Genomic DNA, 12337 nt, shown 5'->3' on the forward strand with positions numbered 1-12337 from the left:
GCCTCCACACAAGACCTGACTGGATCTTGTCCGGACGAAACCCGCCGACGGAGTGTCAACTCCCCGACGGGCTCCCTCCAGTCAATACGCCCGAAACCGGTGATCGGTTCCCGAGCGTGCACGTCCGGTCACCCGTCCCGCCCGGGTCCGCCCGGCGCGTACGCCCCTCAGCCGCCGTAGTGCGCCCTCAGCCGGGTGTGCGCCTCCGCAGGCGCGGCCGTGTGGTCCAGCCCCAGCAGCCCGGCACCGAGCACGGGCGGCGCCACCACCACGTCCACCACGGCCTTCGGCGCGCGGGCGGCGAGCAACTCCCTGATTCCGTCGTCCAGTTGCGGATGACGCGCCGCCAGCACACTGCCGCCCAGCAGCACCGGCACCTCCTCGTCCAGCAGCCCCAGCCGTTCCAGCGCCACCCCGGCCAGCGCCACGACCTCGGCGGCGAGCCGGTCCACCAGCGACCTGGCCACCGCGTCCCCCGCCGCGCCGGTCGCGAACAGGACCGGCGCCAGCTCGTGCCTGCGCGCGTACGGGATGCGCCCCAGGTGCAGCGCCTCGATCAGCGCGTACACCGAGTCGAGGCCGAAGTGCCCCGGCACCGTGCGCGCCAGCTCCGTCGGCTCGCCCCGCCCGTCCTCGGCGCGCGCCGCGAACCACAGCGCCTCCTCGGAGAGCCCGGAACCGCCGCCCCAGTCGCCGGAGATCCGGCCGATGGCGGGGAAGCGCGCCGTACGGCCGTCGGGGAGCATGCCCACGCAGTTGATGCCCGCGCCGCACACCACGGCGACCCCGCGCGGTTCGGCGCCGGCGGGCAGCCCCGCGCGCAGTATCGCGAACGTGTCGTTGCGCACCTCCGTACTGCGGGCCCAGCCGCGCCGCCGCAGCGCCGCCGCCAACTCCCGTTCCTCCACGGGGAGATCCGCGTTGGCCAGACAGGCCGAGACATGCCCGGCGACGCCCCCCGAGACCGTGACGAGGCCGTCGCCGCCGTCCTCCGTAAGAAGGCCGGCGTCGGCCGCCGCGTCGGCGACGATCGCCGCCAGCCCGTCGATCGCCGGCTCCACGCCCACCACCGGCGGCTGGAAGCCACCGCCGCGCGCCGAACCGAGCACCGACCCGTCGGCGCCGATCACGGCCACGTCGGTCTTGCTGTTCCCGGCGTCGACAGCCAGGACGCTGCCGCGCCCCGCCGCCGGTCCGCCCCGGCTCATGCCCACGCGAGGTGCTCCCGGTTGTGCGCGATCAGACGGTCGGTCAATCCCTCGGCGTACGCGTCCTGCCCGATCAGCGGGTGGGCCAGCAGCGCCTTGTAGACGTTGTCCCGGCTTCCGTCCAGCGCCGCCCGCAGGGCCAGGTCCTCGTACGCGGTGACGTTCGCGATCAGCCCCGCGTACAGCGGGTCGAGCGCGGGCACGTCCAGCGGCACGGCCCCCGACGCGTCGATCCGCGCCTGGACCTCGATCACCGCGTCGTCGGCGAGGAACGGCAGCGTGCCGTTGTTGTAGGTGTTGACGACCTGGACGGGGCTGCCGCCGCCCGCGCCGCCCAGCAGCGACGCGGCCAGGTCCACCGCCGCCTCGCTGTAGAAGGCGCCGCCCCGCTTCGCCAGCAGCTCCGGCTTCTCGTCCAGCGCCGGGTCGCCGTACATCTCCAGCAACCGCGCCTCCATCTCGGCCACTTCGGCGGCCCGCGACGGCTTCGTGCCCAGCTCCCGGACGACCTCGTCGTGCGCGTAGAAGTAGCGCAGGTAGTAGGAGGGCACCACCCCGAGTGTGTCGAGCACCCGGCGCGGCAGCCGCAGATCCGCCGCGATCGCCTCCCCGTGCGTGGCGATCAGCTCGGGCAGCACGTCCTTGCCGTCGGGCCCGCCGAGCCGGACGGCGCGCTCCCAGGTCAGATGGTTCAGCCCGACGTGCTCCAGATGGACCTCGGACGGCGCGACGTCCAGCAGCGCCGCGAACTTCCTTTGGAAGCCGATCGCGACGTTGCACAGCCCGATCGCCCTGTGCCCGGCCTGGAGCAGGGCGCGGGTCACGATCCCCACCGGGTTGGTGAAGTCGATGATCCAGGCGTCCGGGTTGGCGCGCCGGACCCGCTCGGCGATGTCCAGCACCACCGGGACCGTACGGAGCGCCTTGGCGAGACCGCCCGCGCCCGTCGTCTCCTGGCCGACGCAGCCGCACTCCAGCGGCCAGGTCTCGTCCCGCTGCCTGGCGGCCTGCCCGCCGACCCGCAGCTGGAGCAGGACGGCGTCGGCGTCCGCCACACCCGCGTCCAGGTCGGACGTGGTGACGATCGTGCCGGGATGGCCCTGCTTGGCGAAGATGCGCCGGGCGAGGCCGCCCACCAGCTCCAGCCGGTCGGCCGCCGGGTCGACCAGGACGAGTTCACTGATCGGGAGCGTGTCCCTCAACCGGGCGAAGCCGTCGATCAACTCGGGTGTATAGGTGGACCCGCCACCCACTACCGTCAGTTTCATGTGTGTCCGCTAGCCCTTCACTCCGGTCAGTGTGACTCCCTCGACGAACGCCTTCTGTGCGAAGAAGAAGACGAGGATCACGGGGGCCATGACCAGAACGGTCGCGGCCATGGTCAGGTTCCAGTCGGTGTGGTGCGCGCCCTTGAAGGATTCCAGCCCGTAACTCAGTGTCCAGGCCGCCGGGTTCTCCGACGCGTAGATCTGTGGCCCGAAGTAGTCGTTCCAGGCGTAGAAGAACTGGAACAGCGCCACCGCCGCGATGCCCGGTTTCGCCATCGGCAGCACGATCCGCAGCAGGGTGCGCAGTTCGCCGCAGCCGTCCACCCGGGCCGCGTCCAGATACTCGTCGGGGATCGTCAGCAGGAACTGCCGCAGCAGGAAGATGGAGAACGCGTCGCCGAACGCCATCGGGATGATCAGCGGCCAGAGCGTGCCCGACAGGTCGAACTGCTTCGCCCAGAAGAGGTACATCGGAATGATGATCACCTGGGGCGGCAGCATCATCATCGAGATCACGAGCATCAGCGACAACCGCCGTCCGCGGAAGCGGAACTTGGCCAGCGCGTACGCCACCGGGACCGAGGAGACCACCGACAGGAGCGTCCCCAGGCCCGCGTAGAGCAGGGTGTTCTTCCACCAGGTCAGGAAGCCCGGTGTGTCGAGGACCTTGGCGTAGTTGCCCCACTCCCAGCTGTTCGGGGTGAGGTCCCGGGTGAGCGCCTGCTGGTCGCTCATCACCGAGGTCAGGAACAGGAAGACGAAGGGCAGTACGAAGAACAGTGCCGCCGCGACACCGAGCGCGTGCACGCCTATCCAGTGCAGCGCCGCGCGGCGGCGCGCGGTCCGCGCCGCGGGCGTGTGCCCCGCGGACGGCTTCACGGGCCGGCCGGGCGCGTCCAGGAGTTGCTGGGACATGGTCAGTCACCCGTTCCGATCAGTCCGCCGCGCCGCCGCATCAGGAACGCGGTGAAGCCCATGGCCAGGGCGAACAGGACGAGCGCGACGACGCAGGCGGCGCCGTAGTCGAAGCGCTGGAAGCCGAGGTTGTAGACGAGCTGCGGCAGGGTCAGCGTCGACTTGTCCGGGTAGCCGGGCTCGAACTGCTGGCCGGAGCCGCCGATGATGCCGGAGGCGACCTTGCCCGCGACCAGGGGCTGCGCGTAGTACTGCATCGCCTGGATCACCCCGGTGACCACCGCGAACAGCACGATCGGCGAGATGTTCGGCAGCGTCACGAACCGGAAGCGCTGCCAGGCCGACGCGCCGTCCAGCTCGGCCGCCTCGTACTGCTCCTTCGGCACGTCGAGCAGCGCCGCCATGAAGATCACCATCAGGTCGCCGATGCCCCAGACCGCCAGCATCGTGAGCGCGGGCTTGGACCAGGAGGCGTCGTTGAACCAGCCCGGCGCGGGCAGCCCGAGATCGCCGAGGATCGTGTTGACCGGCCCCGTACCGGGGTTGAGGAGGAAGACGAAGGCCAGCGTGGCGGCGACGGGCGGCGCCAGGTACGGCAGGTAGAACAGGGTCCGGAAGACCCCCGTGCCCGTCTTGATCCGGGTGATCAGCAGGCCGACGCCGAGCCCGAAGAGGACCCGGCAGGCCACCATCACCACGACCAGCCACAGGGTGTTGCGCAGCGAGGGCCAGAACATCGGGTAGTCGGAGAAGACGTACGACCAGTTCCCGAGCCCGTTCCAGACGGGGGCGTTGAAGCCGTCGTACTTCATGAAGGAGAAGTACACGGTCGACACGAGCGGGTACGCGAAGAAGACCGAGAACCCGATCAGCCACGGCGACATGAACGCGGCGGTCCGCAGCGCCCCCCTGCGGCGCTTCGAACGGAGTGTGTTGGCGGACATCGGCGGACGACCCGGCCCGCTACTTGGCCTGCTCGATGTCACGGTCGATCTGCGCCGCGGTCTTCTCCAGGCCCTCCTGGAGGTCCTTCACGGCGCCCTTCTCGTACTGGTAGCCGAAGTCCTGAAGGATCTGCTGGTACGTCGCGCCGTTGACCGCGCCGTCGGGGGTGCTGGACGCCGGGTGCTGGGCGATGTCGAGGAACGTCTTGAAGCGCGGGTCGAAGTCGAGGTCGGGCGACTTCAGCGCGGCGAGCGTGGAGGGCACGTTGCGGATGCCGTTGGCGAACTCCACGACCGCCTTCGTGTCGGTGGTCATGTACTTCACCAGCTCCCACGCGGCGTTCTGCTTCCGGCTGCGCGGCGCGATGCCCATGATCGTGCCGGAGAGGAAGCCCTTGCCGTAGCTGTCGGCCTCGTCGTCGGCGACGGGCATCGGCGCCACGCCGATCTCGAAGTCGACGCCCGCGTCCTCGGCCATGCCGAGCCGCCACTCGCCGTCGAGCTGCATGGCCACCTGACCGGTGTGGAAGGGGTGCGTGGCGCCCCACTCGTCACCGAAGGTGCTGCGGAACTTCTCCAGCTTCGTGAAGCCGCCGAGGTCCTCGACCAGCTTCCTCTGGTAGGTGAACATCTTGGCGAACGCCGGGTCCTTCGCGACGTTGGACTTGCCGTCCTGGTCGAAGTACGCGTGGTCCCAGCTCGACATGTAGTGGTCGACGACCGTCTCGTAGCCGTGGTAGGTGGGCATCATGCCGACCCGCTCGTAGCTGTCGCCCTTGGGCTCGGTGAGCTTCTTGGCGACGGCGGCCAGTTCGGACATCGTCCTCGGCGGGGCCGTGACGCCCGCCTCCTCGAAGGCGTCCTTGTTGTAGTACAGCCCGTACGCGTCGCTGAGCAGCGGCAGCGCGCAGCGGTCGCCCTCGAACTGGGTGTACTGGAGCAGCACCTTCGGGAAGGTCTTCGCCAGGTCTATCTTGTCCTTCTTTATGAAGGGGGCGAGGTCGGCGAAGGCGCCGGACGAGCAGAACTTGCCGACGTTGGAGGTCGTGAAGGACGACACCACGTCCGGGCCCTTGGAACCGCCCGCGCGCAGCGCCTGGTTGAGCTTGTCGTCGTTGATGTTGCCGACGACGTCGACCTTGATGTTGGGGTGGGCGTCCTCGAAGCGGCCGATGTTCTCCTTGATGGCCTTCACCTCGGCGGGCGCGCTCCAGCCGTGCCAGAAGGTGATCGTCGTACGGGCGCCGGGGTCGTCCGAGGCGGCGCCGCCGGACTGGCCCGTGCAGGCGGCGGTGAGGACGGAGAGGGCGGCGACCGCGACGGCGGAGGCGGTCAGACGGCGGTTTCTGGGCATGACGGAACTCCCGTTGTCGGGTCGGTGCTGACGGGTCGGTGCTGACGGGGGGACAGGGGACGCTGGGGGGTCTGGAGGGACGGTGCCGGGCCCGGCGGGGCGGGCGGGTCAGCGGGAGGTGTCGAACACCTCGTCGCGGGTGGTCGCCAGCGCGCTCTCCAGCGCGCCGCGCAGCACGGGGTTCTCCCGTACCTCGCCGACGACCAGCCGGGGCCGGGAGGCGGCCAGTTCGGCCAGTTCGGCCTGGACCAGGGCGCGCAGGGGCTCGCCCCCGGCGGCGGTCAACCCGCCCGCCAGGACGATGAGTTCGGGGTCGAGCACGGCGGTCACGGAGGCGAGACCGGTGGCCAGGCGCTGGGCGAACAGCCGCAGCAGCTCGGCCAGGAGCGGGTCCTCCCCGTGCCCGGCGGCGGCCCGCGCCAGCAGCCCGGCGGCGACGTCGGCGTAGGGCTGCTCCGGTGTCTCGATGCCGAGTTCGCGGGCGAGACGCGGCACGGACTGGGCACCGGCGAGTTCCTGGAAGCCGCCGCTGTTGGCCCGGACCACCTGGCGTACGAGGGGAGTGCCCGGCACCGGCAGGAAGCCGACCTCGCCGGCGCCGCCGGTGAAGCCCCGGTGCAGCCGGCCGCCGATGACCAGGGCGGCGCCGAGACCTTCCTGGTTCCACAGGAGGACGAAGTCGTCGTGGCCGCGGGCCGCGCCGAGCCGCTGTTCGGCGACGGCGGCGAGGTTCACGTCGTTCTCGTACTCGACGGGCATCGGGAGGGCGGCGGCCAGTTCGTCCAGCAGCGCGGGGGAGTGCCAGCCCGGCAGGTGCGAGGCGTAGCGCAGCCGACCGGTGGACGGGTCGAAGGCGCCCGGTGTGCCGATGACGACGCGGTGCAGGTCGCCCCGGGTGAGTCCGGCGTCCTTGACGGCGCCCTCCAGCGCGCGGGTCACCTGGGACACGACGGCCTCGGCGGGCCGGCGTCCCGGTGTGGGCAGTTCGAAGCGGCCGACGGTGGCGCCGGTGATGTCCGCGACGGCGGCGAGCACGCGCCCCGGGTTGACGTCGAGCCCGGCGGCGTGGGCGGCGCCGGCGTTCACCGCGTACAGCTGCGCGTTGGGTCCCGGCCGGCCCTCGGTGGTGCCGGTGGCGACGACCAGGCCGGCGGCCTCCAGCCGGGCCAGCAGCTGGGACGCCGTGGGCTTGGAGAGACCGGTCAGTTTGCCGATGCGGGTCCGGGAGAGGGTTCCGTGGGCCAGCAGCAGGTCCAGCGCGGCGCGGTCGTTCATCGCGCGCAGCACGCGGGGGGTGCCCGGGGACGGCGTGGACGGGTCGCTCACGACGGGTGAACCTGCCTTTCGGCGACATCTCTCCCGGTGTCATGTTCGCGACACTGTTAGGAAAGTTTCCTGTTTGATGGGGGGAAAGCTAGGCCGGGTTCGCTGAGCAGTCAATACCCGTACGGCGCGCAACGCCCCCGTGGCAACCAAAGCGTTACCGGCGGGGGCGCGCGTACGAGCGGTGTTCGAGCGGAACCGGACGTCTCCGCCGGATTTTCAGCCCTATTTGGTCAGATTGGGATTGAGGCCGGGGCTCTGCTGGGCGCCCTGCTGCGGCGGTATCGGGGACGCCGCGAGGGACTGCGGCGACGTCGGGCTCGCCAGCGCCGACGGCGCGGCCACGCCCGCCGACGGATCGGCCGGCGCCGCCTCGGTACCCGCGAGGGGCAGCCCGCCGACGATCTGTATCCCCGCCTCGTCGAACGCCTGCTTGATCCGCCAGCGCAGCTCGCGCTCCACGCCCAGGGCCTTGCCCGGCATGGTCTTCGCGCTCACCCGCAGCGTCATCGAGTCGATCAGCACCGAGTCCAGACCCAGGATCTCCACCGGACCCCACAGCCGCTCGGCCCAGGGGTCCTCCTTCGCCATCTTCTCCGCGACCGCGGTGACGACGTCGCGCACCCGCTCCAGGTTCTCGCTCGGCCGCACCGTCACATCGACACCGGCCGTGGCCCAGCCCTGGCTGAGGTTGCCTATCCGCTTCACCTCGCCGTTGCGCACGTACCAGATCTCGCCGTCGTCGCCCCGCAGCTTGGTCACCCGCAGCCCGACCTCTATGACCTCGCCGGACGCCACACCCGCGTCGATGGTGTCGCCCACCCCGTACTGGTCCTCCAGGATCATGAAGACCCCGGACAGGAAGTCGGTGACCAGGTTGCGGGCGCCGAAGCCCAGCGCGACACCGGCCACGCCCGCCGACGCCAGCAGGGGCGCCAGATTGATGTTCAGCGCCCCGAGCACCATCAGCGCGGCCGTGCCGAGGATCGTGAACGAGGTCACCGACCGCATCACCGACCCGATGGCCTCGGAGCGCTGGCGGCGCCGCTCGGCGTTGACCAGCAGCCCGCCGAGAGCCGTGCCCTCGACGGCCGTGGCGCTGCGGTTCATCCGCTCTATCAGCTTGGTGATGGTGCGCCGCAGCACATGCCGCAGGACCAGCGCGATGACCAGGATCAGCAGGATGCGCAGGCCGACGCTCAGCCAGGTGGACCAGTTCTGCTCCACCCAGCCCGCGGCGTCGTTGGCGTGTTGTGCCGCCTCGTCGAGGGTGACGGTCCCTGACGACGGGGCCGGGACCGGGTCGGCGGACAGGGACACGTCGGAAACCTCCTGGGAACACGGGCGGGACCAACCACACTAACGGGGCATCGCGTCCGCCCGGCCGCCGTGCGGCGGCAAGAGACGCTCCTCACGCCCGGCGCGGGACGAAGCCGCAGGAAGGTACGGGGCGTGGAAGGCCGCTGTTCGGGGCCGCGCAGGGGGTGTGCGCGAAAACACTCCGAGCCCGTTACCAAGACGTGGTGGCGTTTCGACCGGCCATGAGGAGAGACTGAGACAGATCGTCCCGGCGCGAGCCACGCGCCGCCGGCGTACAAGGAGGCACCGTGCCACATGTTCTGGTCCTCAACGCGTCGTACGAGCCGCTCGGCGTCGTACCGCTCCGTCGCGCGCTCGTCCTCGTCCTGGAGAACAAGGCGATCTGCCTTGAGGAGTCCGGCGCCTTCCTGCACAGCGAGACCCGGGTGCTGCCCGCGCCCAGTGTCGTACGGCTGAAGCGGTTCGTCCGCGTCCCGTACCGGGGACCCGTCCCGCTGACCCGGCGGGCGCTGTTCGCCAGGGACGGCGGGCGCTGCATGTACTGCGGCAGTGTCGCCACCAGCGTCGACCACGTGATTCCGCGCAGCCGGGGCGGCAAGCACGTGTGGGACAACGTGGTGGCCGCCTGCCGCCGCTGCAACCACACGAAGGCCGACCGGCACCTGCGGGAACTGGGCTGGAGACTGCTCCACCAGCCCGCCCCGCCGTCCGGCCTCGCCTGGCGGATCATCGGCACCGGGCACCGCGATCCACGCTGGATGCCGTACCTCCAACCGTTCGGCGCCGATGACGCGGTGGCCCGGATCGACGGCATTTCCGCCTGAGACCGGGCCTTTGTCATGCCGGGGCCCGGGGAGTTCCGGGCCTTCGCGGATGCCGGGGCTCGTTCGCGTCCCCGGCCCTCGCCCAGGCCGGGGCTCGCGGCCTCCTTACGGAGGCGGAACCTGCGGCCTCCTTACGCAGGCGGGGCCGCCTCCGCGATCGCGTACGCCTCCACCGACCACAACGAGTAACCGAACTCCGTCGCGCGGCGATCACCCTGGATCCGTACGAAGCGGGTGTCCTTCGCGTCCGTCCGGACCGTTTCGACCCCGCCCACGCCGTCCGTGACGCGCGCCGCGTCCCGCCATACCCGGCCGTCCGCGGACACCTGCACCCGGTAGGCGCGCGCGTACGCGTCCTGCCAGTGCAGCACCACCCGGCCCAGCCGGGCCGGTTCCGCCAGCTCCGCCTGCCACCAGGCACCGTCCTCCGCCGGTGACGACCAGCGGGTCCCCGGGTCGCCGTCGGTCGCCGCGGCGGCCGGGAACGCGGGCGTCTCGTCGCCCGACGACATCGCCACCGCCGTCCTCCCCAGGAGGTCGGGCCCGGCCGTACGCGGCGACACCCGCACCGTCAGGACCCGCTCCTCGCCGCCGAACGACAGCGGCACCCGGTAACTGCCCGCCGGGGTGCCCGCCGGGACGGTGACCCGCACCGGCACGGTCGTGCGGACCCCGCGCGGCACCGTCACCCGCGCGGGCACCGCCACCTCCACACCGTCCGGTGCCTTCGCCGTCAGCGGGCCGCTGACCGGGCCGGGGCGCCGCGCCTCCAGCTCGGCCCCGACCGTCGCCGGCTCCCCGCCGATCTCGGCGTCCACCACGTCCCGGGCCAGCTCGAAGCCCACCTGCGGCTCGTCGGTGAACCACGGCACCACGCTCCGTACGGAGGGCGCCGTCCGGCCCGGCACGTCCGGCCAGCTGATCCGTACGGCGTCGGCCCGCAGCCCCTTCGCGTCCGTCTGCGTCCAGCCGGTCGGCGACACGGGGCCCAGGGTCCGCCAGCCCTCGCCGGGCACATGCGCCTCCACCGAGGCGCCGTCGCCGGTGCCCGGCTCCGTCATGGTCGTGACGACACCCAGCGGGCGGGGGCGGCCCACGCCGACCGTGTACGCCTCCGTACTGCGGGTGGCCCGCGCCTGCGGCCCGGCCGGGCGCCCGGCGCCCGTCCACGCCGCCGACTCCTCGGCCGCCCGGTCCAGGAACGGGTCCAGGACACCCTTCCCGACCGTGACCGGGCTCGCGTCCAGCGCCTTCCGCAGCGGTTCCAGGGCCAGCGACGCCTGCCAGGCGGTGTCGCCGTCGCCCCGCGACTGCGCCTGGAGCATGTCGACCGACAGCTCACCGGCCCGGCCGTAGCGCGCCAACTGCTCGCTCCACGGACGCACCTCGTCGTCCAGCCGCCCGTCCGCCGGGCCCGACAGCCGCTCCGGTGCCTCCCGCATCACGGAGAAGGCCGCCCGCAGCCGGCCCGCCGCCGCGTCCCTCCCCTTCGGGTCCTTCGCCGCCCGCGCCCCGGTCCGGGCCTTCCAGAACTCCGCCAGCAGCGGGCGCAGATACGCCGACTCCGTCGGGCTCAGGATCGACGAGGACTCGTTCCCGGCCAGCGCCCCGATGGCCGCACGCGCCTTCGGATCACCGTCCGCGAGATCGTCCATCGCCGCCTGCCACGACTCCTGCGGCCGGTAGCCGCGCGGATTCCACGCGTAGTCGGCGGCCGTGAACAGCGGGATACGGGACGCGGACGCCTGCTCCATCGCGTTGGCGAGCAGCGCGGCGGAACCGGACGCGACAGCGGGCTCCCGGCCGGTGTAGGGGCCGAGGAACATCCGGCCCTGCTCGTAGTCGTTGACCGGGTAGTTGTCCATCGTCACCAGCGGGTGCCCGAACGCCTCGCGCGCACCGGCCAGTTCACGCCCGGTGATGGTGCGCGGCACCACGCCCACGCCGGTCCACGCGACCTGCACCCGGCCGTCGAGCGCGCGCGCCAGCGCCGTGCGGTACTCGGTGGCGCCGTCCTGGAAGTACTCCGTCGGCATCACCGTCAGCGGCTCACCGCCCGGGTGCCGCGCCGCGAGATGCCCGGCCACCGCGTTGGCGACCCGCGCCTGCGCCTTCGCGGCGGCGTCCGGACCCGACCCGAACGTGTCCCGGTCCCTGTCGCAGTGCCACTCGCTGTAGCTGACGTCCTGGAACTGGAGCTGGAAGGCCCGCACGCCCAGCGCCCACATCGCGTCGATCTTGCGGTTCAGCGCCCGGACGTCGTCGGCGGAGGTCATGCACATGCCTTGCGCCGGGGCGACCGCCCAGGCGAGCGTCACATGGTTGCGGGCCGCGCGCGCGGCCAGATCGCGGAACTCGGCCCGCCGGGCCGCCGGGTACGGCTCGCGCCAGCGCGCCTGGCGGAAGGCGTCGTCGCCGGGCGCGTACAGATAGCGGTTCTGCTTGGTCCGCCCCATGAAGTCGAGCTGCGCCAGCCGCTCCGCGTGACCCCAGGGCTCCCCGTAGAACCCCTCCGTCGTACCCCGTACGGCGGTGCCCGGCCAGTCGCGCACCTGGACGCCGGGGACCTTCGCCCGGCCCGGCGCGCCCGTGATCAGCTGCCGCAGTGTCTGCGCGGCGTGGAAGAGGCCGTCGTCGCCGGCGCCGTCGAGCGCGATCGTCTCCCGGCCGCCGACGGTGCCCACGGCGATCCGGTAGCCCCCGGGCGGCAGATCGGCCCGCTCGGGCGCCCGCAGGGCCCTGAGCGCCTCCTGGGCGCCGCTCCCGCCGACGAGGACGACCGTGCCGGTGGCGGGCGGCGGGGTGGCCGGGCGGCCGGCGACGGGCGGGGCGACGGTGCGCACCGTACGGACCCCCGCCTCGTGCAGCGTGTCCGTCAGGGCGTCGACGGCGTACGGGTCCGCGTCGGTGGCCGCCACGATCGTCACGTGGTCCCCGAGGGCGACGGCCGCGCCGTGCGTTCTCAGCGACTGGGGGCGGGGCCACACGGCGGGCGGGCCCGACCGCGTCCCGCCGTCCGGTGTGCTGGCCGCCGGGGAGCCCGGGTCGACGGGAGCCGCCGTCGCGCCGGGCGCCGTACCGAGGAGCCCGCCGATCACGGCGGCCACGACCGCCGTCGCCGTCCGCTGTCCGCGCCCGAGTTGCACGCTCTGCTCCCCTCGTGGGCCCCACGTGGTCCGGC

At 72.4% G+C, this 12337-nt stretch carries 9 protein-coding genes; 1 reads left to right on the forward strand and 8 read right to left on the reverse strand.

Features of this window, described 5'->3' with window-relative positions:
• Positions 1 to 167 precede the first annotated feature (167 nt).
• From OG875_RS21245 to OG875_RS21275, 7 genes are all read right to left on the reverse strand, one after another.
• A complete protein-coding gene (locus OG875_RS21245) occupies positions 168 to 1208 on the reverse strand; it encodes an N-acetylglucosamine kinase (RefSeq protein ID WP_330177844.1) in 1041 nt (346 codons plus the stop codon).
• Positions 1205 to 2476: a 6-phospho-beta-glucosidase gene (locus OG875_RS21250; RefSeq protein WP_330175804.1), complete on the reverse strand. Its 1272-nt coding sequence runs from the start codon at positions 2474 to 2476 to the stop codon at positions 1205 to 1207. The genes OG875_RS21245 and OG875_RS21250 overlap by 4 nt, the downstream gene beginning before the upstream one ends.
• A 9-nt stretch (positions 2477 to 2485) precedes the next feature.
• Entirely contained in the window at positions 2486 to 3391 is a 906-nt protein-coding gene (locus OG875_RS21255; protein ID WP_330175805.1) for a carbohydrate ABC transporter permease, read from the reverse strand.
• 2 nt (positions 3392 to 3393) lie between these two features.
• Positions 3394 to 4335, reverse strand: a complete 942-nt coding sequence (locus OG875_RS21260) for a carbohydrate ABC transporter permease (RefSeq protein ID WP_330175806.1) — start codon at positions 4333 to 4335, stop codon at positions 3394 to 3396.
• Between the two features lie 19 nt (positions 4336 to 4354).
• On the reverse strand, positions 4355 to 5689 hold the full coding sequence (locus OG875_RS21265) for an ABC transporter substrate-binding protein (RefSeq protein ID WP_330175807.1): 1335 nt from the start codon (positions 5687 to 5689) through the stop codon (positions 4355 to 4357).
• Positions 5690 to 5797: 108 nt separating this feature from the next.
• Complete coding sequence (locus OG875_RS21270) at positions 5798 to 6964, reverse strand: ROK family transcriptional regulator (RefSeq protein WP_330177845.1); 1167 nt, start codon at positions 6962 to 6964, stop codon at positions 5798 to 5800.
• 273 nt (positions 6965 to 7237) lie between these two features.
• The gene (locus tag OG875_RS21275) at positions 7238 to 8332 is read right to left on the reverse strand and encodes a mechanosensitive ion channel family protein (RefSeq protein ID WP_330175808.1); all 1095 of its coding nucleotides are present in this window, start codon (positions 8330 to 8332) and stop codon (positions 7238 to 7240) included.
• Positions 8333 to 8619: 287 nt separating this feature from the next.
• Here OG875_RS21275 and OG875_RS21280 point away from each other — a divergent pair, with 287 nt between their 5' ends.
• A complete protein-coding gene (locus OG875_RS21280; protein ID WP_330175809.1) occupies positions 8620 to 9156 on the forward strand; it encodes an HNH endonuclease in 537 nt (178 codons plus the stop codon).
• A gap of 131 nt (positions 9157 to 9287) precedes the next feature.
• Here OG875_RS21280 and OG875_RS21285 read toward each other — a convergent pair whose 3' ends face one another.
• Positions 9288 to 12302 (reverse strand): beta-N-acetylglucosaminidase domain-containing protein, encoded by a 3015-nt coding sequence (locus OG875_RS21285; protein ID WP_330175810.1) that lies wholly within the window; start codon positions 12300 to 12302, stop codon positions 9288 to 9290.
• Positions 12303 to 12337 lie beyond the last annotated feature (35 nt).

Source organism: Streptomyces sp. NBC_01498 (genome assembly GCF_036327775.1).
In the GTDB taxonomy this organism is placed as follows: domain Bacteria; phylum Actinomycetota; class Actinomycetes; order Streptomycetales; family Streptomycetaceae; genus Streptomyces.